Source organism: Halopenitus sp. POP-27 (assembly GCF_029889855.1).
Lineage (GTDB): Archaea > Halobacteriota > Halobacteria > Halobacteriales > Haloferacaceae > Halopenitus > Halopenitus malekzadehii.
The window spans coordinates 20,499-44,028 of sequence record NZ_JARANU010000019.1 but is presented as its reverse complement, the minus strand read 5'-3'; the positions used below and the strand labels follow the sequence as shown (position 1 = coordinate 44,028).

Annotated in this window: 21 protein-coding genes and 1 pseudogene; 13 read left to right on the top strand and 9 right to left on the bottom strand. The window is 63.5% G+C overall.

All coding sequences use genetic code 11. The annotated features are described in order from the left end of the window. Positions 1–78 precede the first annotated feature (78 nt). A pseudogene (locus OQF70_RS11590) lies at positions 79–713 on the top strand (IS6 family transposase). A 170-nt stretch (positions 714–883) separates the two neighbouring features. After that, on the top strand, positions 884–1,657 hold the full coding sequence (locus OQF70_RS11585; protein ID WP_280537749.1) for a GTP cyclohydrolase IIa: 774 nt from the start codon (positions 884–886) through the stop codon (positions 1,655–1,657). A 43-nt stretch (positions 1,658–1,700) separates the two neighbouring features. On the opposite strand, the gene OQF70_RS11580 is transcribed toward OQF70_RS11585, so the two are convergent. From OQF70_RS11580 to OQF70_RS11570, 3 genes are all read right to left on the bottom strand, one after another. Continuing rightward, complete coding sequence (locus tag OQF70_RS11580; RefSeq protein WP_280537748.1) at positions 1,701–3,278, bottom strand: MEDS domain-containing protein; 1,578 nt, start codon at positions 3,276–3,278, stop codon at positions 1,701–1,703. Positions 3,279–3,362: 84 nt separating this feature from the next. Next, positions 3,363–3,920 carry an HD domain-containing protein gene (locus OQF70_RS11575; protein ID WP_280537747.1) on the bottom strand — a complete coding sequence of 186 codons (558 nt, stop codon included), beginning with the start codon at positions 3,918–3,920 and terminating at the stop codon, positions 3,363–3,365. A gap of 30 nt (positions 3,921–3,950) precedes the next feature. After that, positions 3,951–4,721 (bottom strand): creatininase family protein, encoded by a 771-nt coding sequence (locus OQF70_RS11570; protein WP_280537746.1) that lies wholly within the window; start codon positions 4,719–4,721, stop codon positions 3,951–3,953. Between the two features lie 174 nt (positions 4,722–4,895). Between OQF70_RS11570 and OQF70_RS11565 the strand changes: the two genes are divergently transcribed. Further along, positions 4,896–5,495, top strand: coding sequence for a TetR/AcrR family transcriptional regulator (locus tag OQF70_RS11565; RefSeq protein ID WP_280537745.1), 600 nt, complete (start codon positions 4,896–4,898; stop codon positions 5,493–5,495). 1,141 nt (positions 5,496–6,636) lie between these two features. Then, a complete protein-coding gene (locus OQF70_RS11560; RefSeq protein WP_280537744.1) occupies positions 6,637–7,704 on the top strand; it encodes a Gfo/Idh/MocA family oxidoreductase in 1,068 nt (355 codons plus the stop codon). A gap of 116 nt (positions 7,705–7,820) precedes the next feature. Here the strand turns inward: OQF70_RS11560 and OQF70_RS11555 are convergent, their stop codons facing one another. Then, positions 7,821–8,618, bottom strand: a complete 798-nt coding sequence (locus OQF70_RS11555) for an aldolase/citrate lyase family protein (protein WP_280537743.1) — start codon at positions 8,616–8,618, stop codon at positions 7,821–7,823. Between the two features lie 257 nt (positions 8,619–8,875). On the opposite strand from OQF70_RS11555, the gene OQF70_RS11550 reads away from it, so the two are divergent. The 6 genes from OQF70_RS11550 to OQF70_RS11525 all read left to right on the top strand — a co-directional run bounded on the left by OQF70_RS11550 (position 8,876) and on the right by OQF70_RS11525 (position 14,674). Further along, positions 8,876–9,946: a 2,3-butanediol dehydrogenase gene (locus tag OQF70_RS11550; RefSeq protein WP_280537742.1), complete on the top strand. Its 1,071-nt coding sequence runs from the start codon at positions 8,876–8,878 to the stop codon at positions 9,944–9,946. Between the two features lie 103 nt (positions 9,947–10,049). Then, positions 10,050–10,838, top strand: a complete 789-nt coding sequence (locus OQF70_RS11545) for a TIM barrel protein (RefSeq protein ID WP_280537740.1) — start codon at positions 10,050–10,052, stop codon at positions 10,836–10,838. A gap of 200 nt (positions 10,839–11,038) precedes the next feature. After that, positions 11,039–11,959, top strand: coding sequence for an ABC transporter permease (locus OQF70_RS11540; RefSeq protein WP_280537739.1), 921 nt, complete (start codon positions 11,039–11,041; stop codon positions 11,957–11,959). A 6-nt stretch (positions 11,960–11,965) separates the two neighbouring features. Beyond that, positions 11,966–12,724 (top strand): ATP-binding cassette domain-containing protein, encoded by a 759-nt coding sequence (locus OQF70_RS11535; RefSeq protein ID WP_280537738.1) that lies wholly within the window; start codon positions 11,966–11,968, stop codon positions 12,722–12,724. 197 nt (positions 12,725–12,921) lie between these two features. Continuing rightward, positions 12,922–13,452 carry a VOC family protein gene (locus tag OQF70_RS11530; protein WP_280537737.1) on the top strand — a complete coding sequence of 177 codons (531 nt, stop codon included), beginning with the start codon at positions 12,922–12,924 and terminating at the stop codon, positions 13,450–13,452. 94 nt (positions 13,453–13,546) lie between these two features. Continuing rightward, complete coding sequence (locus OQF70_RS11525) at positions 13,547–14,674, top strand: substrate-binding domain-containing protein (protein ID WP_280537736.1); 1,128 nt, start codon at positions 13,547–13,549, stop codon at positions 14,672–14,674. Positions 14,675–14,795: 121 nt separating this feature from the next. On the opposite strand, the gene OQF70_RS11520 is transcribed toward OQF70_RS11525, so the two are convergent. The 3 genes from OQF70_RS11520 to OQF70_RS11510 all read right to left on the bottom strand — a co-directional run bounded on the left by OQF70_RS11520 (position 14,796) and on the right by OQF70_RS11510 (position 17,523). Then, complete coding sequence (locus tag OQF70_RS11520; protein ID WP_280537734.1) at positions 14,796–15,248, bottom strand: universal stress protein; 453 nt, start codon at positions 15,246–15,248, stop codon at positions 14,796–14,798. A gap of 86 nt (positions 15,249–15,334) precedes the next feature. Next, a complete protein-coding gene (locus OQF70_RS11515; RefSeq protein ID WP_280537732.1) occupies positions 15,335–16,324 on the bottom strand; it encodes an aldo/keto reductase in 990 nt (329 codons plus the stop codon). Positions 16,325–16,386: 62 nt separating this feature from the next. Continuing rightward, positions 16,387–17,523: a C-terminal binding protein gene (locus OQF70_RS11510; RefSeq protein WP_280537731.1), complete on the bottom strand. Its 1,137-nt coding sequence runs from the start codon at positions 17,521–17,523 to the stop codon at positions 16,387–16,389. Between the two features lie 195 nt (positions 17,524–17,718). On the opposite strand from OQF70_RS11510, the gene OQF70_RS11505 reads away from it, so the two are divergent. Continuing rightward, positions 17,719–18,648 (top strand): EamA family transporter, encoded by a 930-nt coding sequence (locus OQF70_RS11505; RefSeq protein WP_280537730.1) that lies wholly within the window; start codon positions 17,719–17,721, stop codon positions 18,646–18,648. A gap of 41 nt (positions 18,649–18,689) precedes the next feature. Here the strand turns inward: OQF70_RS11505 and OQF70_RS11500 are convergent, their stop codons facing one another. Beyond that, positions 18,690–19,505 (bottom strand): sugar phosphate isomerase/epimerase, encoded by an 816-nt coding sequence (locus OQF70_RS11500; protein WP_280537729.1) that lies wholly within the window; start codon positions 19,503–19,505, stop codon positions 18,690–18,692. A 517-nt stretch (positions 19,506–20,022) separates the two neighbouring features. Beyond that, positions 20,023–20,790, bottom strand: a complete 768-nt coding sequence (locus tag OQF70_RS11495; protein ID WP_280537728.1) for an IclR family transcriptional regulator — start codon at positions 20,788–20,790, stop codon at positions 20,023–20,025. A gap of 304 nt (positions 20,791–21,094) precedes the next feature. On the opposite strand from OQF70_RS11495, the gene OQF70_RS11490 reads away from it, so the two are divergent. Both OQF70_RS11490 and OQF70_RS11485 read left to right on the top strand, forming a co-directional pair. Beyond that, positions 21,095–22,327, top strand: a complete 1,233-nt coding sequence (locus OQF70_RS11490; protein WP_280537727.1) for a mandelate racemase/muconate lactonizing enzyme family protein — start codon at positions 21,095–21,097, stop codon at positions 22,325–22,327. Positions 22,328–22,504: 177 nt separating this feature from the next. Continuing rightward, on the top strand, positions 22,505–23,524 hold the full coding sequence (locus OQF70_RS11485) for an LLM class flavin-dependent oxidoreductase (protein WP_280537726.1): 1,020 nt from the start codon (positions 22,505–22,507) through the stop codon (positions 23,522–23,524). Positions 23,525–23,530 lie beyond the last annotated feature (6 nt).

Sequence of the window (23,530 nt, the reverse complement as noted above, 5' to 3'; positions counted from 1 at the left end):
AGTAGGGGTTGTGCCCCGCGGTCGGGCGGTGTTCAGATACGGATTGAAAGGTGAGGCGGTACGTTTTCAAAGTGATTCATGTCCGAAAACGACCGCCTCAGCGGCTGTTTAGACGAGATCAACGTAGAGTTTGTGGAGCGAGAAGCAACACCGCGGCTGTTGATGAAGCTCAGTATTCAGCTCCATTTGTCTGGACTATCTCTTTCGAATACTGTTTCATTTCTTGAGGTATTCGGTGTTGATCAAGTTCGATCAACGTTCATAACTGGGTTCACAAAGCCGATTTACAGCCAGAAACTGGTCGGAGCCCGAATCACGTTGCGGTTGACGAGACTGTGATTCAGCTCGACGATGAACACTATTGGCTGTACGCTGCTGTCGACACTGACTCGAACAATTTTCCACATACACAGCTTGAACCGACAAGAACAAACGTTATAGCAGATCAATTTTTCACAGAACTTCATGACAAACACGATGTCGATGACGCGATCGTTCTCGTTGATGGCGCAGTTCCACTTCAGCGAGCCTGTCGCAAACACGGCCTCGATTTTAGATACGAACGACATGGAAATCGGAACAACGTCGAATGTGTCTTTCGTGGGGTAAAACGCAGAACTACCAGTTTCTCAAACTGTTTCAGCAACGCCGAAGCAGAAACAGCAAACGAGTGGCTCAGATCGTTCGCCTTCGCATGGAATCAGCTTATCTGAACACTACCCGCGGTCGGACGTTCTCCTCAAAATGGGAGGGACGCTTTCGGCGTCGACGCCGTGAACGCGTCCCGGCGTCGGTGGCGGACTCATCGTCACGATTTCGTGATATGGCCCATTCTGTGGATAACGGAACCCTCAAACGACCCCGGCACGCATACACGGACATCGTGACGACCACCCAGGTAACGCTCGTTCAGATCGACAACTACGGCCCGTGGACGGTCACTCCCGAACCGCGGCGCGAGATGGACCTCCAGACGATGCAGTCGCGGCTGTTCGCCGACATCGCCCAGTTCGTCGGGTCCCGGGACGGCTACGCCTTCTTCACTCGGTTCGACAACATGGTCGCGGTAACGAACGGCCTCGACGGCCGCGACCACGAACGGCTGCAGGCGACGATCCGGAACCGGTACCCCGTTACCGTCAGCCTCGGCGTCTCCGTCGCCGAGCGCCCGATCGATGCGCTCGAGGACGCGACCGGGCGGATCCAGGCGGCCGGCAGCGCACAGGACCACAGCCGGACCGAGGTGCTAGCCGGCGAGTACGTCGACGCGCCCGGCGACGACGACCTCGCGATCGCCCACTTCGACGTCAACGACGCGACCGGCAAATACACCGACCAGCTCAACGAGTTCGACTCGTTCATCCGGATCGAACAGGGGTATGCGGCCCTGATGAAGCGTCTGCGTGAGGAACACGGGGCGCTCTCGTTTTTCGTCGGCGGGGACAACATCATCTCCATCTGCCCCGATATGACCGAGGCCGACTACCGGGCGACGATCGATCACGTCAGCGAGGCGGCCGACGTCGACTTCAAGGTCGGCGTCGGTCGCGGCCGGTCGGCCCACGAGGCCGGCTTCGCGGCCAAACACGCCCTCGAGGACTGCCGGTACGAGGGGACGACCGTCGAGTTCGCCGCGCCGACCGCAGTCACGCGGTAGCCGGGGGCCGGCACGGGTGCCGGTCGCGTGTTTCTCGTCCAGTTCACCGATCGACGCACGGCAACGAGATGGTGACGGTCGACGTGTCGCTCCCGTCATCGGGGAACGACAGCCGCCCGTAGGAGGCATCGGCGATCCACTTGACGAGCCAGAGCCCGATCCCGCCGCCGTGTTCGAGCGGCGTCTCCGTCCCCGCCAACAGCGCGCGCCGGTCATCGAGCGGGATCGACGGGCCGGGGTTTGAGACGGACAGATCGAGATAGCCGTCGTCGGTGGTCGAGAGCGTAATGGACACCACCGGGTCCTCGGACTCGTCGTCGGTCTGGTGGGTGACCGCGTTCACGAGCAGCTCGACGATCGCGATGTCGAGCCGTTCGTGGGCGATGACCCGGCCGAGGTCGACCGCGTCCCCGACATCGAGAACGCCGTGGGCCCCCTCCTCACGGGTGGTTCGTGGGTCGCCCCCGACCGATCCGTCGGCCACCGACAGCGACCGTCCGTTGGCCGTCACCGAGACCGTCATCTCCGGATAGCGGTCGCGAACGCGTCTGACGGCGGCACCCACCTCGGCAACGGGGTCCACCGGAACGACCGATTCGTCCTCGAGGGTGCCCTGAATGTGGCGGGCCTTCTCCGAGCGGTCGACGACGCGCTCGGTGTACTCGAGACAGGTGTCGACGTACTCACGCGTCCGCCGATCGAGGTCGGATTCCGTACGCAACAACTCGAGGTAGCCGAGAACGACGTTCAACTCGTTTCGGATGTTGTGTCTGAGGGCGCGATCGACCACCGACAGACGCTGTTCGCGCCGGGCGATCTGTCGGCGGGCGTGCGTGAGTTCCAAGGTCTGTTCGAGCATCAACCGGACGTCCATCCCGGGATCGCCGGCCGCATCCGTGTCCGTCGTCCCCGCCGAACGCCCCGTCCCGTCCGGATCCGTCCCTCCGTCCTCCGTGGCCGGGGTGTCGACGTGGTCGTGCCGGTCAGCCGGCGACACGTAGAATGGATTCTCACAGAGCGTGTCCCGGTACACGATCCGCTTGTGCGTCCAGACGGCGGCGGCGATCGCGTCGTTCGTGAAGCGGTCGAGGTCGTACTGACACATCGCGGTCAGCGGGAGGTCGGGACACCGGTCGTCGAAGCCGACCTCGAACTCGAGGACCTCCCCGAACTCCGATCCGGTCCGAAAGCTCCAGGTGTTCTCGCCGGCGACGGCCAGCCCCGCGTAGCGGTCGGTGTCGGCGGTCGCCTGCGCTCGGTCCGCCAACAGATCGATGCTTCGCTCCGGGTCGAACGCGTCGGTCGCATAGAGGTCGCTCGCCGGATAGATCTCCAGATCGCCGTCGGCCAGACGTCGGTCGACGTCGATGCCGACTGAGGCCAGGGCGTCCTCGATCGTCGACGGGTCGTTCGCGTCCGCGAGGTAGAGACACCGCTGGTCGTTCGCGAGCGCCGCGTCGATGAAGGCCGCGCTCGCCCGTAGCTGGGCGTCGGTCGTCTCGTAAAACAGCGCGAGATGCCGGCCGAGTTCCTCGCGGTCGAACGCGGCCCGCAACGATTCATACCGGAGCGCGTCCGTCTCGACTGCGGACGAACGAGCATCGGCCTCCGGCGTGGACATACGGCACCGTCCGTGATTCACACAATTAGCCCTTGGGATGCGGCGAGACGAGAGGTGGGTGGTGAGAGACGTCAGCGGTCGCGGTTAGACGGTCCGGAGGTCGTCGGTCGCCCGCCACCGAACGGCTGCCGCCGCGGCCTCGTCGGCCCGCCGAACGATCGTCGCCTCGATCGTCGCGGGCTCGACCGCCGTGCGGTCGGTGTGGGACAGCACGATGTGCGCGAGTTCGACGGGTAGCCCCGCTCGCGCGATCGCGTGGACGCCGTAGTACGGATGACCCAACAGCCTGTATACGTCCGTCTCAGCCATCCCGTCGAACTCGGCGAGCTTGCTCACGTCGTGGACGAGCGCGCCGGCGAGGACGGTGTCCATATCGATCGCCAACGTATCGGGCCGTCGCTCCGTGAGGGTCTCGGCGAGCCCGACGCTACAGGCAGTCACGTCGCGAACGTGATCGACGAGCGTCTCGTCGGGGAGCTCGAGATCGCGCTGTGTCGGCGGCAGCCACGGCACCGCGGCGAGGTCGTCGACGCCGTGATCCGCCATCGCGGTCCGCCACGCCTCGATCACACCGTCACGAAGCGTCTCGTCGTCGATCGCGTCGAGTTCCGGGAACGTCGTTCGGATCTGGTCCGTGATCATACGCTCCGTTCGCGTCGCAGTACAAAAAGTTCAGACGTGATCCTTCGGAAGGAGGTCCGCGAAGGGCTGGTCGTCGAGCCAGTTGCACAGCTGGACGAGCTGTGCGGTGGCTTCCTCGAACATCCGTTCGCCTTTCTCGGCGGTCGCGTCGGTTTGATCGCCGAAGACGCCGTTATCCGTGTTGTCGATGGCGTCGTAGAAGGTCCGAGCACCGTGGTGGGTCGGAGCCGAAGCCTCGAACTCCGGAAAGCCGCCGTCGCGTGCGTCCGCGAGCCGGTCGTCGTGGACGAGCTCCGACCGGAGGTGTTGGATCAGCGCCGTCTCCTTGGGGCCGCCGTGGGGGCCGTTGTGCTCGAAGAGCTCGTCGACCAGATCGGGGATGGAGTCGTTCCACATCCACTCGATGGCGTAGACGTCCTCGTCGTCGTGGAGACGGCGACCGACCTCCCGGAGGTGTTCGACGTTTCCGCCGTGGGCGTTCACGTAGATCACGCGGTCGATCCCGTGATACGCCAGGTTCCGGGTGAACGACTCGACGTAGTCCCGGAAGACGGGCGCGTCGACCCACATCGTGCCGGTAAACTGCCGATGGTGCGGGCTCACGCCGACGGTGATCGTCGGCGTCCGGAGGAAACCGGTCCGGTCGGCGGCCGCCGTCGCGAACGCCTCCGCGATCAGGTGGTCGGTCGCCAGCGGGAGATGGGGTCCGTGCTGTTCGGTCGACCCGAGCGGGACGAGCGCCAGGGACTCGTTCTCGAAGTACGCATCGAGGTCCGGCCACGCTTCCTCGGCGAGGTACATGGACGGAGCTACTGGGTCGTGCAGCTTCAAACTGTGCAAACGGGGATGGCGATCGTGTCGCAGTCGCGTTCCCGACCGCTCGCGTCGGGAGTGGGATGGCGATCCTTCGACCGACGTCGCCGTGGCTTCCAAAGGCTTTTGACTAATTAATCAGTAAGCCCGACAGCGACCGCGATGGACGACACCGCCACGGAGATCCTCGAGGCGACGTATCGCGCACTCAGTAGACACGGCTACGCCGATCTCACGATCGAGGACATCGCTGCCGAGGCGGACCGCAGCACGGCGTCCATCCATTACTACTTCGACGACAAGGAGACCCTCTTCATCGAGTTTCTGGAGTACCTCTCCGACCGCTACACCGATCGGCTCGCGTCGATCGACGACGACGACACCGACGGTGCGCGCCAGCGGCTCCTCGCGCTGTTGGCGGTCGTGTTGGATGACGACGCGGAGGCCACGGGACGGGAGTTCCGAACCGCGATGCTCGAGGTGATCGCCCAGGCGCCGTACAACGAGGCGATCCGGGATCGGATGGTGACCTTCGACGAGGTGCTCTTCGAACGCGTCCACGCGATCGTCTCGACCGGCGTTGAGACGGGGGAGTTCGACGACTCCGTCGACCCCGATCTCGCGGCCGAGTTCCTCGTGTCGGCCACGACGGGCGCTTTCACGCGTCAAGTGACGATCGACGAGCCCCCCCAGCAGTCGATGGAAACGGTGACCGGATACGTCGACGCACGCCTCCTCCCGGACGAATCGGAGAATCTGTAGCGATTGCTCGGTCAGGATCGATCTCGCAGGCTGTGTGTGAGCGATGGGAGCGCCGTGTGTCGATACTCCACAGCCGAACCGTTCCCGTTGTCCGAAATCGGTTCGTTCAGTGGGTAGCTCCGGCAAAATATACAATATATTTGATGTATGTGTATAATACCACTTTATTTAATATATTGTATATATTATGGTTATTCCTCAAATATGCTATAAAATATAGAAATATTGGATATAAATGGATGTATAATATATAACGTAGTTATTTATTGAAATTATATCACGTATATAATGGGAAATTTAATAGTATATAAAATATATAAATAGTATAGAATAGAAGATAAAAATATGTTTATTGTAGTGATAGTTCTATCACGTAACGAATATCGTGCCGTCACTGCCCGAATCATCACTGTTGAATCTTTGAGAGACGGCTCATTCGCCAGCTCGTTCGTTTCTCTCAAACATCTGTCTCACCGTCGCTGTGGGACACAGGATAACAACAATACTAGTGTAATTATCATCCGGAAACGTCCCGATCGACGTCGTTACGATCGCCAAGTACCGAGTCGTTACCCGTCGCCCTCATCAGCAACGACCGTCGGTTTTCTGAGTCGTCAGCTCACGGTCACTGTTTGGACCTCGTTACTCGTGTGTTTGAGTGTTACGAACGAACCGCCACACGGTTTCTGCGACGATCGCGGAGCTGTCGATGGCGGGACGGATCGACGGTGCCGCATCAGCGGGGGCTGGGATGGTTGGTTCCAGCACGGGGCAGACGTTCCCCGACGACGTGTTCCATCACCCGTGTCCGATGCCTGTCCCAGCGTTCCGTTCCGATCAGTCGTGCGTTTTCAGGCGACTGGTATCGCATCGGCTGACCTGGCGCGACATCCTCGGTTGCCGATCCCGCCACCGCGTCTGAGTGACCTGCCATTCGATCTCGTGAGGTCGGTGGTGGTGCTGATCACCGACTTTGGTTTGTGAGTGTCAAACGCCGGCCGGTGAATCGACAGCCCTACCCGCAGCGTGAACACGCCGGAATACGCCGCGACACAGCGGCTGAATACGGCACGAGACAGCAAAACCGACCGGCGGGATCCGGAGAGGAACCTTTTAGTCGTCACTTGTCGAACCCAGCGATATGCGATTCGGAATCATTGGCTGCGGAACCATTGCACAGATCATGCACATCCCGAACGTCGTCGAGATCCCCGACGCGGAACTCGCGGCGATCTGTGACCCCGCCGAGAACGTGACGGCGACGCTCGGCGATCGGTACAACGTGCCAGCCGACCGGCGGTACGCCGAGCCGGAGGGGCTGATCGACGACGTCGGAGACGAGCTCGATGCGGTCATCGTCACCACGCCGATGCAGACGCACGCCGACATCGTGGAACGGGCGCTAACGGCCGGCGTGAACACGCTCGTGGAGAAGCCGTTAGCCGTCACGCCGGCGGATGCCGACCGGCTGGCCGCGGTGGCGGCAGACAGCGATGCCACGGCGATGGTCGCCTACAACCGCCGGTTCGAGCTGGCCTACGAACGGCTTGCACGCGAGCTGGATGACGTCGATCGGGTCGACAGCATCACCGCGTACGCGGTCGATGCGGACTTCTCCCGGTCGCTGCCGGACGTGTACGACCTCGTCCAGCCGGAGCTCTCGGAGTCGTTCATCGAACGAAGCATCGAACGCCGACGCGAGCAATGCAAGCAAGCGATCGGGACCGATGACGAGGACCTCGCCGCAGCCTACGACTTCCAGCTCGAACACGTCTGCCACGACGTCAACGCGCTTCGTGGGTTGTTCGGCGACGTCACCTCCATCGAGCATGTCGACTTCGTGCGTGACGGCCACTTCGGCACCGCTCATCTCACGTTCGAAGGCGGGGAGCAGTGCGTCCTGCAGACGGGCGATTCCGAGCGGCACTGGCACGAGCAGTTCCTTCGGGTTGATGCACCCGACCGGATGCTCCGACTCGAGTTCGACCATCCGTTCATCAAGTACAACGCGGCAAGTCTGTCGATCCGTGACGGGACCACCGAAACGGTCGATCGCGAGTACACCCCGACGCGTGAGGAGAGCTTCAAACGCGAACTCGAACGGTTTATAAACTGCGTTCGCGGCGAGGCGTCGGTACCCACCCCGATCGCCGACGCGGCGACTGACGTGGAACTGATCACGTCGCTGTTCGATCACGCAACTGAATAACTCCGACACCAGGATGGGTTCACGACGACGGATGTCCTCCAACGGGCGTGGATGACGCGTTCGAGACGCGACGGGCGATTCACGGAACCGATACGAATCCAGTGGAGACCCAGCTATCAGTCCTCGTTCGAGGCGGGCGCGGTGGAGCGGGCAAGCGCGTCCTCATACCGGGTGCGGATTCGTTCGTTGGCCGCCGAGAGATGGCTGGTGTCCTTGCCGACGATGAGGAAATCAAAGCCCTGTTCGACCCGCATCTCGATGTCGTCCGGATCGACGACGAGCGTTCCGACCGGAATCCCGGCCTCGTCCCCGGCGGTGACGACCTTCTCGATCGCGGCATCGAGGCGATCACTATCCCACTCGCCGAAGATGCCGAGATTCGCCGACAGGTCCGCAGGCCCGACGAACACGGCGTCGATACCCTCGACGGCAGCGATCTCCCCGACGTTCTCGAGTCCCGTCGGCGTCTCGATCTGGACGACGGTCGTGATCTTCTCGTCGGCCGTCTCGACGTATTCCTGAAACGCATCGCCGTACGTGGCTGCGCGGCCGGACGCGACGCCGCGCATCCCGTTCGGCGGGTAAGTGACCGCGTTCACGACGTCACGGGCCGCCTCGGCCGTTTCGATCCGCGGGACCATGATGCCGGCGACGCCGATGTCCAGGACGCGTTTGATCCGGACCGGGTCGTCGGACGGCACGCGAACGAGGGTTTCCGTATCGCCCTCGGCGGCGTCGACGCCGCGGGACATGTTCTCGACCGTTTCGAGGTTTATGGTCGTGTGCTCGGTGTCGATGAGCACGAAGTCGAAGCCGCGCGTTGCTGTCACTTCCGCGACGGTGGGGTGGCCGATGGAGAGCCACGCACCGACGAGGTTCGTTTCGGTTTGGAACCGTTGTTTGAGGTCAGTCATCGTTGGTAGGGCGTGACCCCCCGATCGGTCGACCGGGACGATCGCCGTCGACGCGGTCCGGGGGGCGTGAGCGCTTCGTGTGAACCAGATTGGTAGATTGGTATAAATACTTGTCCCTGATCCGTCGCGAACCGTCGGTGGAAATGAACGCGCGTTCGAAGGAAACGGCCAGCCGACGGGAGAAACGCATTTAACGTACCGGTGTATCAATGCACACGATTCGTCGATAGGGCGTCCATCGACGACACGGACTACCAATGAAAGCAGCACGTTTCCACGACACGGAAGAGGTTCGCGTAGAGGATGTCGACCAGTCCCCGCTCGATGACTCGGCGGTTCGCATCGACATCGAGGTATGCGGCATCTGTGGGTCTGACCTCCACGAATACCGGGCCGGACCCGATTTCACCCCGCAGGAACCCCACCCACGGACCGGTGCACAGCTCCCGATGACGATGGGCCACGAGTTCAGCGGCGTCGTCAGCGAGATCGGATCGTCGGTGTCACGAGTCGCCGTCGGAGACCGGGTGACGGTCGAACCGAACATCCCCTGCGGGGAGTGTCGGTACTGTGAAGACGGCGAATACAACCGCTGTCCCGACGCCGTCGCCATCGGTTTTCACACCGGATCCGGGGGGTTCGCGGAGAACGCGGTGGCACCCGAGGACCACGTCCACGTGCTTCCGGATTCGGTCTCGCTCGAGGACGGGGCGCTCGTCGAACCGCTGGCCGTCGGCCTGCACGCCGTCCGACAGTCCGGGCTCCGGATCGGCGATACGGCGGCCGTCATCGGCTGTGGGCCGATCGGGCTCACGGCCGTTCGTGCCGCGGTCGCCGGCGGCGCCAAGCGCGTCTTCGTCTCGGAGCCGAACGATTCCCGCCGAGCGGTCGCGCGCGAACTCGGCGCGGACGTCGCGATCGATCCGATGGAACGGGATGCCGTCGACGTGATCAGATCGGAGACGCCCGACGGCGTCGACGTCGCCTTCGAGTTCGCCGGGATCGATCCCGCGTTCAACGCGGCGGTTCGGTGTACTAAACGGGGTGGGACGGTCACCGTCGGCAGCGTCAGTGACTCCGAGACGACCACCGATCTCAACGAGGTCGTGACGACCGAACGAACGATCGTCGGGACGAACTGCTACGGGTTCCCGCCACGCTCGGTCCGCACCGAATTCGACGCGATCATCCGGTCGCTCGCGAACGGGGAGATCGACACCGACCCGTTCATCACCGGGCGGATCGACCTCGACGACGTCGTCGAGGAGGGGTTCGAAAGTCTGCTTGATGCGGACACTGAGCACGTCAAGATTCTGGTGGAACCGTGATCGACCGTCACCACGATATCTCCGAACCCAGTCCAATGAGAACTGTAGAGACGCGACCGAGAGAGTACCGAAGTACCCGACTGAAACCGGAGGATCGACACCCATGATCCGCCCGTCCATCTGTCTGGAGATGATCTACGAGGACGTCCCGTTCGTCGACCGCATCGACCGAGTGGCGGCACACGGGTTCGAGACCGTCGAGTTCTGGACGTGGCCGGACAAGGACCTCGACGCCCTTGCGGATCGACTCGAGGACCACGACGTCTCCGTGGCGGGTATGGTCGCGAACACGGAGCCGCGGCGCCCCGAGGCGCTCGAACGGCCGCTGACCGACCCGACGAAGCGGGACGCCGTCGTTGAGGACATCACGGAATCGATCGCGGTCGCGGACCGGCTTGACTGTCCGAACCTCATCGTCCTCGTCGGACCGAAGCCGGACGAGTACACGCGTGCGGAGGCGTATGACAGCGTCGTTGCGTGTCTGCGCGAGGTCGCTCCGGCGGCCGAGGCGGCCGGGGTGACGCTCATCGTGGAGCCACTCAATCGTGCCGTGGATCACGACGGGTACTTCCTCGAACGATCGGCGGTCGGCTTCGACATCGTCCGCGACGTCGACAGTCCGGCGGTGCGGATCAACTTCGACATCTATCACCAGCAGATCAGCGAGGGCAACATCATCGCGACGATCACGGACGACGTCGACGCGATCGGCCATATCCATATCGCCGACGTTCCGGGTCGTCACGAACCGGGGACGGGTGAGCTACACTATCCGAACATCCTCACGGCGATCGACGAGTCGACATACGACGGCTACGTGGGCTTCGAATACGTTGCCGCGTCGGACGACGACACCGCATTGGAGACGATCCACGATCTGGTGACTGGATAGGGATATCGAGACCCGGTGACGGCGTTGGGAGCATTGAAACGATCGCATACCACGGTACCCGTGAACGTTTCCCTTGGCTATGGAAACTTTTATATATCGTACGAAAGACTCTCATAATTATGAGTGTGGAAACGAGGTCCACAGGACTCGATAGAGTAACCGGTCCGATACTTAATGCCGTCATCAAGCATCCGGTTCTGGTGGCCGTTCTGACGTGGCTCGGCGTCACCGCACTGTTCTTCGTGTTGAACCCTGGCGTGATGACTCGACCGAACATCTGGGGGAACATCTTCCGTGAGACGGCGCTTATGGGCCCGGTGGCCATCATGGTCGCGGTGTTGATGATCGGCGGCGACTTCGATATGACCGTCGGCGCCAACTACGCGATGTCGGCGATGTTCTTCATCACCGTCGTCAACCAGGGCATCCCGCCGATCGTCGCCATCCTCGCGACCCTCGTGTTGGGAGGCGCTGTCGGGCTGATGAACGGCGCACTGGTGACGTTCACCGGAATTCACTCGTTCATCATCACGCTCGGCGGCTGGTTCTCCATCCGGGGGGCACTACTGCTGATCTTCAGCGGGAGTTCGAGTCTGAACGCCGACGTCCCGTTGTTGCAGATCTTCAGCTACGAGTTCGGCGCCAACTTCGAGGCGTTGGTACTCTGGATGTTCCTCATCCTCTTTGGCGCGTTATACCTCGTGCATCGGACGGCCTACGGGAACCACCTCTATGCAGTCGGTAGCGACCGGGATGCGGCACGGGCCCGCGGTATTCGGGTCACCAGGACGCGACTCGTCGCGTTCACGCTGACCGGGATGTCGGCGGCCTTCGCGTCCCTGATGCACGTCGCCCGGTTCGGCACCGCACGACCGATCCTCCAGACGGAACTTCCCTTGATGGCGATCGCCGCCGCCGTCCTCGGCGGCTGTGCGCTGTTCGGCGGCCGAGGGAGCCCGAACGCCGGGTTCTTCGGCGCGTTGACCTTCGGGACGTTCGGCGCGGGACTGATCGCGGCCGGCGCGAACTCGGCGTGGTACCAGTTCTTCGTCGGCGTCGTCCTCGTGGCTGCAGTGGTCTTCAACCGCCATATCAACACGCTTCGACAGGAGAAGCGGTGATTCACTATGAGTGATACCAACAACCTATTGCGACTGAAAGGCATCGAGAAGAGCTTCGGGTCGATCCAGGCGCTCAAGGGCGTCTCACTGGACGTGGACGAGGGCGAAGTCCTCGCGCTCGTCGGCGACAACGGCGCCGGCAAGAGCACCCTGATCAAGAACATCGTCGGCTACCATCAACCCGATGCGGGCGAGATCCACTGGAAGGGGGAGCAGGTCACGTTCAACAATCCGGACGAGGCTCTCGAACAGGGGATCAGCGTGGTCTATCAGGACATGGAGCTCATCCCCTCCCTGACGGTCGCGCGGAACCTGTTCCTCGGCAAGGAGCCGACCGATCGGTTCGGGAATCTCGATTCCGATCTGATGTACGAGGAAACCAAGGAGGTACTAGACGACATCGGATTGGGATCGCTGAACGATCCGAACCTTCCGGCCGAAAACCTGTCCGGCGGTGAGGCACAGAGCATCAAGATCGGCCGGGCGCTCCACTTCGATGCGGACCTGTTGATCCTCGACGAGCCGCTTCGAAACCTCTCGGTCAAGGAGTCCGAGAAGGTGCTCGAGACGGTCGAACGGACGAAAGAGCAGGGGATCGGGACGATATACATCTCCCACAACATCTTCAACGCCTACGAGGTCGCCGATCGGTTCCATCTCCTGGATTCCGGTGCGACGATCGACGAGTTCACCAAGGAAGACATCGAGGGTCCCAAGGAGCTGATCGACCGGATGAAGCTGGTCGCCGGGCAAGAGGCCGAGTAGTCGCGCCGGCGTCGTTGCGATCCCGACCGTCCTTTCGAATCCTCGTGTTTCGTGTGTGACCCTGGCTTCCGACCATCGGTGCCACATCGGTCATCGACCAGCAGCGACCATCGCTACCCATCCCGTGTGGCTACAGTTCACGAGGTATCTGTTTCCATACCGTCTGGATTTATATATGACTACGACCGTCGGTGCGTATGGACGTTCCGGACGTCGGGATCGACGTTCCCGAGATCAGCCAGGTCGCGCTCGTCGTCGAGGACCTCGAGGACGCGATGGAACGGTATCGCCGGATCCTCGGCATCGAACCGTGGGAGGTCTACTACATCGGCCCGCCCGAACAGGAGGAAGCCACCTACTACGGCGAGCCGACGGAGGCAGCATTCGAGATCGGGTACGCATACCTCGGCGATCTCGAGATCGAGATCATCGAACCGCTCGAGGGGGACAGCGTGCACCGTGATTTCCTCGAGGAGCACGGCGAGGGGATCCACCACCTCGCGTGCTTCGCCTTCGACGACGTCATAGACGTCGTCGAATCGTTCGAGAACGCCGGGATTCCCGTCGTCCAGAGCGGCAAGTGGCACGACACACACTACATATACTTCGACACGAGGGACAGATTGAACGGCGTGTACTTCGAGACGCTGGCCGGCGGGGAGTACGATCCGGGGCCGAAATACGTGTACCCGCCCGATTCCGAGGAGGGCCAAAGCGGCCAGAACTAGACGAGGCTCCGAACCGGATCGACGCCGTTAGCGTGGTGTCTGGTACCAATAACCGTTATATTTATTTAATAGTACCAATATGGCACATACGCGAATGACCCGAAAGTCAACCGATGACACTGTCGAGTTCGAAGCGATCAGTCGGCGCCATATGCTGGCGGCGACCGGAACGATCGGTGCAGCCGGAATCGCCGGCTGTAGCGGGAACGGAAACGGCGGCGGCAACGGCAACGGAAACGGCGGCAACGGAAACGGCGGCAACGGCAACGGAGGAACGGGAACGACCAACCAGGTGGACAACCAGGACATCTCTATCCGGTACATTCCGCACGGAGCGCCGGGCCAGGACCCGTTCTGGTCGGCACAGAGCGAGGGGTGGCAGATGGCCGTCGATCAGCTCGGCGTGGACGCGGCCTACCAGGGCCCCGACTCGTCGGCGAACTTCACCCAGCAGGTCAGCAACGTCGAGACGGCGATCGACTCCGGCGCCGACGCGATCGCGGTGACCCTCCCCGATCCGGATCTGTTCCAGGACGCGCTCCAGCGCGCCGCCGAGGAGGGCGTGTACGTCATCGTCACGAACGTCACCGAGCAGAGCTTCCTCGAAAGCGGCGAGCAGAGCATGCCCTACCACGGCTACGTGGGACAGAACGAGGCGATGGTCGGGTCGACGCTCGCCAGTAACACGCTGCCGCTGATCGAGGAGGAGCTCGGCTCCCAGCCGAGCCGCGCCGTCATCCTCAACCACGATCCCGGCCATTCGGCGCTGTCCATGCGGCAGGACGGTATCGAGCAGGTGCTCGAGGAACAGGGCATCTCCAACGACTGGATCGAGGTTCCGGGTGGCGACCCCTCCGGCGTGATCAGCAGGCTTGCCAGCTTCCGGTCCAGCAACCCCGACACGAGTCTGGTCTTCACCCTCGGCCCGACCGCCGGCAACCCGGCGATCGACTACATCTCCAACGAGGGGCTTGAGGGGGAGATGTTCCACGCGGGCTGTGACATCTCCCAGAGCCAGGCTGACGCGATCAACGAGGGATACAACCTGGCGGCGGTCATCCAACAGCCGGCGCTGCAGGCGTACCAGGCGGCACACTACCTGACCACACAGGTCAACTCGGGGATCCTCACGCCGACGCACACGCCGACCGGCCCGACGTTCGTCGACGCGAGCAACGTCGACGCCGTCCAACAGCAGATCGAGAAGTTCGGCGTCGCCTGATATCGACGACGTCGTCGCTCATTTTCACCCGGACACGTGCGGAGAAGGTCGCCATTGCAGTCATCAGGGTTCGTTCGACGCCCGTCGGTGGGCCTCGAAATCGATCTGTGGACCCCGCGTCTCAGTCCCGCTGCACGTACGTTACCGGACAGGACGCGTTGAGCAGGACCTGTTGTGCGTGATCGCCGAAGACCGCCTTTCCCGTCGGCGACCGGCTCGACCCCCCGATGAAGATCCGATCGACGTCGAGTTCCTCTGCGAGACGGACGATCTCCACGTCCGGATCGCCGATCACGCCCCGGATATCGTAGTCGATGCCGGCCTCCTCGAGGCGTGCGACCGGCGTGTTGATACCCTCGTGCCGTGCCGCGAGTTCGTCGGGATCGAGGGTTCCGGTTCCGGACTCGATCTTTTCGAGCAGGGACTCGTACTCGCTGCGGGGGAACACGTGGAGCAGGGTAACCGATGCTCCCGTCGGAACCACGACGCCGAGCGCCGCATCGAGGATCGTCGTGACGTGGTCGCGGTCGTTCGGACCTACGGCGAGCAACACATCGTGTATCTCGTCGGTCATACCGGATCCATCAGCTCGCACCTATATATCGTTTTGGTCGTCAGTCCCGTACGATCGACGGCCAAGCCGTTCCGAGCCCGTTCGCGTTACCAGCGGTGATGGACGTGCTCGCGAACGAGCGACTCGTAGACGGCGTCGACGAGCGCGTGGTCCTCGCCCGAGGGAGCCGGAAGGTCGGCGGCGGCGACGTTGTCACGGACGTGGTCCGGCGACGTCGACCCGGGAATGACGGTCGTGACGGCGTCGAACGAGAGGATCCACCGCAGCGTGAACTGTGCGAGCGTGGCGTCCTCCGGGACGGCCGGCCGGAGTCGTTCGGCCGCCTCCACGCCGACCGAGAGGGGCACGCCCGCGAACGTCTCGCCGACGTCGAAGGCGTCGCCCTCGCGGTTGAAGTTGCGGTGGTCGTTCTCCGGGAAGGACGCGTCGGCGGACATCGTGCCGGTCAACAGCCCCGACGCCAGCGGGACGCGGACGATGACGCCGACGTTGCGACGGGCCGCCTCGCGGAAGAACAGCTCCGCGGGACGCTGGCGGAACGGGTTGAAGACGATCTGGACGGTCTCCACGCCGTCGTATTCGATCGCCTTGAGCCCCTCCTCGACGCGCTCGACGCTGACGCCGTAGGCATCGATCAGCCCGTCCTCCCGCAGCGACTCCAGGGCCGCGAACGTCTCGGGCTGGTAGTACACCGACGTGGGCGGACAGTGGAGCTGGACCAGATCGAGTGACTCGACGCCGAGGTTCGTTCGCGATCGCGCGACGAACCGTTCGAGGTTCTCATGCGTGTACCCGTCCGCCGTGTGCGGATCCAGACGGCGACCGACCTTCGTAGCCACGGTCACCTCCTCGCCGGCGGGATGGTCCGCGAGGGCCTCGCCGATGATCCGTTCGGACCGACCGTCCCCGTAGACGTCCGCCGTATCCAGGAAGTCGACGCCCTCCTCGAGCGCGGTTCGGATGGCGGTCCGTCCCGTCTCCTCGCTCACGTCGCCCCAGTCGCCGCCGATCTCCCACGTTCCGAGCCCGATCTCGGTCACCCGATGATCGGTCGTTCCGAGTCGGTGTCGCTCCATAGCGATCCATCGTGGACCGGGCATAAAGGTGGTCGGGTCGTGACGGTGCGGCGCCACGCGGTTTACTCGTCGTCAGTTACGTCGGCTCCGTCGGCGGCGTCAGCGTTGGCTCCGTCGGCGACGTCAGCGTTGGCTTCGTCGGCGGCAGCATTAGCGTCGTCAGCATCGTCAGCGGCGGCGTTCCCGTTCGCTCCCTCGGGATCGTTCACGGCGTTCGTGGGCGGTCTCCCCTCGAGGACGCGTCGAACGTCCCGTGCCGCGGTTCGTCGCCGCTCGTCGTTCGCTTCCCGTGAGAACCACGCGACGTGCGGCGTGAGAACGACGGTGTCGAACTCGCGGAGCGGGCTCTCGAAGGGCGGGTCGGCCCCTCCCTGTCCCGACGGCTCGACGTCGAACACGTCCAGGCCCGCGCCGGCGATCCGGCCGGTCCGGAGCGCGTCCACGAGGTCCTCGGTGACGACGAGCCCCCCGCGGGCGACGTTGATCAGGACCGCCGACTCCTTCATCCGGGCGAACGCGTCGGCGTCCATCATCCCCCGTGTGTCCTCGATCAGGGGCGCGTGCAGCGAGACGGCGTCGGCGGTTTCCACCACCGTCTCGAAGGGGGCCTTCTCCACGTCCGCCTCGGCCATCGTCTCCGCGTCGACGTACGGATCGGCGGCCATCACGTCCAGTCCGAACGCGTGTGCCTTCTCGGCCACGAGTCGTGCGATCGTTCCGAATCCGATGAGGCCGAGCGTGCGTCCTCGCAGCCGGTGGACTCCGGCGGTGGTCACGTCCCGGGCCCAGACGCCGTCCTTCAGGGCGGCGTCGTAGTCCGTGAGGTTCCGTTCCAGCGCGAGCAACAGCAGTAGCGTGTGTTCGGAGACCTCGTCTTGGCAGTACGTCGGGACGTTGACGACGTAGGTGTCCGCCCCCGCGGCCCGTTCCGTATCGATGGCGTCGACGCCGATGCCACACCGGGCGATGACCCGGCAGTCCTCGAGGGCGTCGATGACCGCCGCGGTGTAGGGGGCGGCCAGCAGCCGGTCGATAACGGCGTCGACGTCCGCAAGCTCCGCGATCAGGTCGTCGGTCGTCTCGACGTCGACCGGACGAAACCGGACGTCCATACCGTCGAACACCTCGCGCTCGATCTCGAGATCGAACGCGCTCCCGGCCGTCACGCCGACTATCGGTGTGGATGAAGCTCCCGTCATTCTCCTCGGTCGTCGTTCACGACGCGTCTCAAAGAGTGTTCCCCCGATCGAGCCCTGCATCGACACCACTATGTCACCCGACGCCACAGGAAGAATTATGTCGACATCGGAGCCCTGCCCCCGTCAGTCGGTTCGATCCCGCCGTCAGTGGACGCCCGTCCTCCGACGACCGGCCGCGACGACGCCGATCCACGGATGTTCATCGAGCTGAGCGCGGCCCTGGCGCTGCTGGCGTCGGTGTGTTCGGCCCTCCAGACCCTCTCGGTCGAGTACGGGCTCGAGAACGGGACATATACCGGCCGTGAATCGCCGGCGCTGGCCGCGACCGTGGTCACGATCGTCGTCAGCGTCGTCGTGTTCTGGATCCTCCTGGCCGTCCGCGGCGTCGAGCTTGCGGGCGTCTCCGTCCGGGGGATGGCGCCGTTCGTGGTCGCGGGACTGTTGAACCCGGCGGCGTTCCGGGTGCTCTACTTCCGCGGGATCGGCCGCGTCGGTGCCCGCGTCGCCGCCGCAGTCGTGGGGGCGAACCCCGCCGTTGCCGCGCTGCTTGCGGTTCCGCTACTCGGCGAATCGTTCACACCGGCCACCGGGGTCGGGCTGAGCTGTATCGTCATCGGCGGCATCGTGTTACAGGGGGCCCGAACGGACGAGGCAGCCTCGGAGGACCTCCTCATCGAGGAGTTCTCGCGAGTGAACGTGCGTGACCTCCTGTTCCCGGTCGTCGCGATGGTGCTTCTCGGCGTCTCGTTCGTGCTGGTCGCGATCGGGCTGAACCGGATCGACGATCCGCTGTTCGGCACCGCCGTGGGACAGACCGCCGCGTTGGTGGCGTTTCTGGTGCTCTTCGGCGTCTCGGGAGCGGCGCGATCCGGGGTTCAGGTCCGCGATCCGCTCGCGCTCGCCGCGTTCACGCTTGCGGGCGTCTTCGTCGCGGGGAATTGGCTCGCGTGGTTTTCGGCGCTTCAGCTCGGGACGGTGATCACGGTCATCCCGCTCTCGAACGTCGCACCGCTCGTCGTCGTCGTGATCTCGTACGTGCTCGTGAGACAGGTGCCACGGTCGCCGCGCATCCTGAGCGGGATCGTCAGCGTCGTCCTCGGCGCGTCGTTGATGCAGATAGGGTGACCCCCGGAGGGAGAACGGCAGGGAGGACGGCGATCGGCGGTCTATGCGTCAGTCACCGACGACCAGTGATCGTAGTTCTCCTTGGCGTGCAGGAGCGGCCGATCGGTTTGGTTCTCGATCTCGATCGTGAAGTGACCGTCGTACCCGGCCTTCTGGAACGCCTCGTAGGCGCCCTCGAGATCGAGAATGCCGTCGCCGAGATCGGTGAACGATCGGAAGTAGTTGATGACGTTGTCGAGGTGGAAGTCGCCCGCGGTGAGCGCGTCCCGGTTTGCCGCGAAATCCTTGACCGGTTCGACGTCCTTGAGGTGGACGTAGGCGATGTCGTCGGCGAACCGTTCGATCCCGTCGGTGACGTCGCCGTCGGGGAAGTTCTCACCGTACGGGTAGTAGTGGGCCGTATCGAAGACGAGTTCAAGCCCGTCGACCGCGTCGAGATAGTGGCGGATCTCCTCGGGCTGCTCGACGGCCGTCGCGCCGTGGTGGTGAACGAGGGGTTGGACACCGGCATCGAGGGCTGCATCGGTGAGCCGCCCCAGCCAGTTCTCGACGGTTGCGGCCTCGTACCGTCCCCGCTGTGGCGGCAGTAGTCCGACGAATTCGGCGTCGAGACCGGCGATAGCGGGCATCTCCTCAACCATCCGATCGACCGCGTCCTCACTTTCGATCCACTCGCTCATCGCCAGGTAGAGATCGAGGTCGTACTCCGTGAGCCACGCCGAAAGCGTGTCGAACCCGATCGAACGGATCTTCTCGATCCCGATCTCGACGCCGTCGTATCGACAGGCCACGATGTCGGTGAGCGCGGTCTCGACGTCCTCGGCGTCATACATAACGGTGGTGTACCCAGTTCCCATGGTACGGCGAAGTACGGTCCGTGAGAAATAGCTTTTGGTCAGCCGGCTCATCCCGTCCGACTGCCTGGCTGCGCGGTGGGATCGGCTGTGCGGCGGATGGCGACTTCACAGCGCGCATCGGCCGGGACCGTGCGCCCACTCCGTCACCGTATGTCGTCGTCACCGTCGTCTGTTGTGATTTCACGCACCATACGAACGTTTGGGAGATACAAACTGTTGGTGGCGGGAGACGGGACGGATCTCCACCGCAGTACGGCTCTGGCGCAAGAATACTAACAAACATACTACTGTAAGTCCAATGGTGGGTTCGGTACGATCCTGATCGCCGTTTCACCTTCGGTGGGTGGGGAGCGACGTCGTCTCGACCGACCGACACGATCAAACCGCGGTTATAGTCCCTCTCAACGGCCAGTTTTGGTCGCATTACCGATTGCGGATGGAACGGCCGCCCGGACAACAGATCGACGTTTGCATACGACGAACGATAGGTGGACTGCAACCGGAGCAGCCTCATCGATCAGGAGAACTTGGCGTTGATCTCGATCACGTTCGCGGATCGGGAGACCATGTCCGGTAACTCCTCTCGGTATCGATCGCCCGTCATCCGGCTCGAGGGGCCCGATATGCTGACGGCACCGAGAACGTCGTCCTCGCCGGCCTTCACGGGCGCAGCGACACACCGTAACCCCTCTATCTTCTCCTCGTCGTCGAAGGCGTACCCGCGATCCCGGATCGTCTCGAGTTCCTCGAAGAGTTCCGTGCTGCTCGTGATCGTGTTCGGCGTGTATCCGGGCAGGCCGTGTCGATCGATGATCGCTTCGACACGCTCGCGCGGGTAGTGGGCCAGGATCGACTTCCCCAGCGAGGTGCAGTGGAGGTATTCACGTTTGCCGATCGAGGAGGCCGTCTGAACGGCTCGCTCGCCGCCCTTCTTGTACAGATAGACCCCCTTACCGTGTTCCTCGGTTGCAAACTGGACCAACTCGTTGGACTGTTCGGCGAGGTCCGACAGCTCGTCGGTCACCACGTCGTAGATCCCCAACCGGTCCTTCACTCGTTCGCCGAGTTCGAGGTACCGGAGACTGAGCCGGTAGTCGTCACCGTCCTTCACGACGTGTTCCTTCTCGAGCAACGTCGCGAGATGGCAGTGTATCGTTCCCTTCGATCGGTCGAGTGCGTCCGCGATCTCGGTGACACGTGCCCGATCGTGTTCGTGAAGATAGTCGATGACCTCGAGGGTGATCCCGACTGCCTGGATCGTTCTGGGGTTCGTTTCCGGCGTCATACCTGCAGCACGTACCCGCACATACTAAATTGTTTGTGTGCTCCAAACGCAGACGCAGACGGGATCCGGATCGTCTCGATCCGGGCTCGTCACCGGAAGTTATAACAGCCATCTCCGCAATCGACCTGATAATGCGACCCGCCTCGAACGCGCCCGTGTCCGCCGTCGACGCGACGCGTGATCCGATGCGATCGATGGCTGGTCGCACGGCCGCCGATCACGGAATCGACCCTCCGGACGTGGGAGGAATCGTCCGGATCGACCGACGTGGGAGTCGACGACAGCGACATCAGATTCACACACCATGTACGAGGACTTTGCATCCACGCTTGCGGCGACGATGTGGACCGATTTCAACGAGACGCCGGAACGGGACGGGCCGACGCCCGAGATCACCGATATCGACACGATCGTCATCGACGGGAACTTCCCGTGGACGATCGTCACGCTCGAGACCGATCAGGGCGTAACCGGGATCGGGGAAGCGTATCCCTCGCCGGGAGTACACGAGATCGTGACGGATTACCTGCGGCCCGTACTCGTCGGGGAGAATCCGCTCGACGTCGAGCGGCTCTACAACCTGATGCGTGGGAGCCTCTCCGGCCGGGGGTCACAATGGGGGGTTGGGACGATCGCGATAAGCGGCGTCGAGATCGCCCTGTGGGACGCGGCCGGAAAGATCCTCGATCAGCCGGTCTACCAGCTTCTCGGTGGGAAAACCCGCGATGAAGTCCGCGTCTATGCGGACTGTCACGCGGGCGAGGCGATGGTCGCGTCGGCCCAGGAGGGGCAAGAGGAAGCGACCTACGAGCCGGAGGCGTACGCCCAGGCCGCCCGGATGGCGGTCAATGACGGGTTCGACGCTGTCAAATTCGATCTCGACGTTCCGTCCGGCCGGGACATCGACACGCTCTCCCGTCACTTCGACCCGCCGGAGATCGAGCACAAACGGTCGATCGTCGAGGCCGTCACCGAGGAGGTCGGCGACGACGCCGAGGTTGCGGTCGACCTCCACTGGAACTTCAGTCCCGAAACCGCCAAACGACTCTGTCAGGCGATCGAGCCATACGACCTCGCGTGGGTCGAAGACCCACTCCCGCCGGAGAACACCGACGCGATGCGGGAGCTGCAGCGGTCGACGGACCAGACCCTGCTGACCGGGGAAAACCGGTACGGCCGGCACGGCTTCCGGGATCTGATCGAGGACCAGGCCGTGGACTTCCTCGCGCCGGACGTACCCAAAACCGGCGGCATCGCGGAGACGAAAAAGATCGCCGAGATGGCCGAAGCCTACTACCAGGCGCTCGTCCCCCACAACATCGGCAGCCCGGTTGCCACGGTCGCAACGGCACACGTTGGTGCGACGGTCCCGAACTTCGTCGCCCTCGAGTACCACGCCCGGGAAGTGTCCTGGTGGGACGACCTCCTCGCGCGAGACGAACCGCTGATCCAGGACGGCCGGATCACGGTGCCGGACGGGCCAGGCCTCGGCATCGAACTGGACTGGGACGTCGTCGAGAGCCACCGAAAGACGTGACGGACATCGTCGCGTCCTGAGACCGCATCGTAGTCCGACGCCGTTCCGTCACACGTCTCGTTCGTTCACCGTCCGATGGCCGCGGGGCGAGACCCACGGGCTCACTGAGACGATCGACAGTACCGGCTCGATCGAGCACAACACCTAATGCAGGGCCGTTCGTACCGGTGGACGACGATGGTTCGCATCGACTATATGGCTCATCAGGAGCAGTACGACCCGACCACGCTGTTGGACTACGGCGAGCACGCCATCGACAGCGGCTATGAGACCGTCTGGACGTCGGACCACTTCCACCCGTGGTTCCATACGGATGCGGAGTCCGGATTCGCGTGGTCCTGGCTCGGCGCCGCCACGGAACGGCTCGACGGCCCGATCGGCACGTGCGTCACGCCGGCGACGGGCCATTACCATCCCGGAATGATCGCGCAGGCGTTCGCGACGCTGCAGCAGCTCCACGACGATCCGGTGCTCCTCGGCCTCTCGACCGGGGAGGCGATGAACGAGACGCCGCTCGGGTTCGACTGGCCCGAGTATCCCGAACGCCGCGACCGCCTCGAGGAGGCGATCCAGATCATCCGCGCGCTGTGGGGCGACGAGGAATGGGTCAGCGATGCGGTCCGCGAGCGGATCAACGAGGAGGGATTCGTCAGCTACGACGGCGATCGGTTCGACCTCGACGAGGCGAAACTGTACACGACCGCCGATAGGTCGCCGAAGCTGCATATCGCGGCAAACGGGCCGAGCACCGCTCGGCTTGCGGCACGGTACGCCGACGGCTTCATCACGGTCAAGAAGGGCGAGGAGTACACCGACCGGCTCTACCCGGCGATCCGGCGGTACGCCGAGGAGGAGGGGAACGATCCGGACGCGATCGAGACGACGCTGCTCGTGACCGCCTCGTACCATCCCGAGTACGAACGCGCCCTCGAGGCGACGCGACCGTGGTGGGCGACCACGCAGAACGTCTTCGACCGGGCGATGGCGAACCCGAAGGAGATCGAGGCGGAAGGCGAGCAGGCGACCCGCGAGGAGATCGAGGAGAAGTTCCTGATCGCCGATGATCCGTCGGCGATCGCGGCGCAACTCGAGGAGTACGCCGAGATGGGGTTCGACCGGATCGCCGTCGGCAACACCAGCCCGGAGCCCGAACGACTGTTCGACGTGATGCACGACGAGGTCATCCCGTCACTGTGATCGGTT

Coding starts and splice junctions, on each gene's coding strand:
- OQF70_RS11575 (WP_280537747.1), bottom strand. CDS start 3,920: ATGATCACGGACCAGATCCGAACGACGTTCCCGGAACTCGACGCGATC.
- OQF70_RS11500 (WP_280537729.1), bottom strand. CDS start 19,505: ATGGGAACTGGGTACACCACCGTTATGTATGACGCCGAGGACGTCGAG.
- OQF70_RS11545 (WP_280537740.1), top strand. CDS start 10,050: ATGATCCGCCCGTCCATCTGTCTGGAGATGATCTACGAGGACGTCCCG.
- OQF70_RS11490 (WP_280537727.1), top strand. CDS start 21,095: ATGTACGAGGACTTTGCATCCACGCTTGCGGCGACGATGTGGACCGAT.
- OQF70_RS11495 (WP_280537728.1), bottom strand. CDS start 20,790: ATGACGCCGGAAACGAACCCCAGAACGATCCAGGCAGTCGGGATCACC.
- OQF70_RS11530 (WP_280537737.1), top strand. CDS start 12,922: ATGGACGTTCCGGACGTCGGGATCGACGTTCCCGAGATCAGCCAGGTC.
- OQF70_RS11515 (WP_280537732.1), bottom strand. CDS start 16,324: ATGGAGCGACACCGACTCGGAACGACCGATCATCGGGTGACCGAGATC.
- OQF70_RS11520 (WP_280537734.1), bottom strand. CDS start 15,248: ATGACCGACGAGATACACGATGTGTTGCTCGCCGTAGGTCCGAACGAC.
- OQF70_RS11560 (WP_280537744.1), top strand. CDS start 6,637: ATGCGATTCGGAATCATTGGCTGCGGAACCATTGCACAGATCATGCAC.
- OQF70_RS11570 (WP_280537746.1), bottom strand. CDS start 4,721: ATGTACCTCGCCGAGGAAGCGTGGCCGGACCTCGATGCGTACTTCGAG.
- OQF70_RS11555 (WP_280537743.1), bottom strand. CDS start 8,618: ATGACTGACCTCAAACAACGGTTCCAAACCGAAACGAACCTCGTCGGT.
- OQF70_RS11550 (WP_280537742.1), top strand. CDS start 8,876: ATGAAAGCAGCACGTTTCCACGACACGGAAGAGGTTCGCGTAGAGGAT.
- OQF70_RS11510 (WP_280537731.1), bottom strand. CDS start 17,523: ATGACGGGAGCTTCATCCACACCGATAGTCGGCGTGACGGCCGGGAGC.
- OQF70_RS11485 (WP_280537726.1), top strand. CDS start 22,505: ATGGTTCGCATCGACTATATGGCTCATCAGGAGCAGTACGACCCGACC.
- OQF70_RS11535 (WP_280537738.1), top strand. CDS start 11,966: ATGAGTGATACCAACAACCTATTGCGACTGAAAGGCATCGAGAAGAGC.
- OQF70_RS11505 (WP_280537730.1), top strand. CDS start 17,719: ATGTTCATCGAGCTGAGCGCGGCCCTGGCGCTGCTGGCGTCGGTGTGT.
- OQF70_RS11525 (WP_280537736.1), top strand. CDS start 13,547: ATGACCCGAAAGTCAACCGATGACACTGTCGAGTTCGAAGCGATCAGT.
- OQF70_RS11580 (WP_280537748.1), bottom strand. CDS start 3,278: ATGTCCACGCCGGAGGCCGATGCTCGTTCGTCCGCAGTCGAGACGGAC.
- OQF70_RS11565 (WP_280537745.1), top strand. CDS start 4,896: ATGGACGACACCGCCACGGAGATCCTCGAGGCGACGTATCGCGCACTC.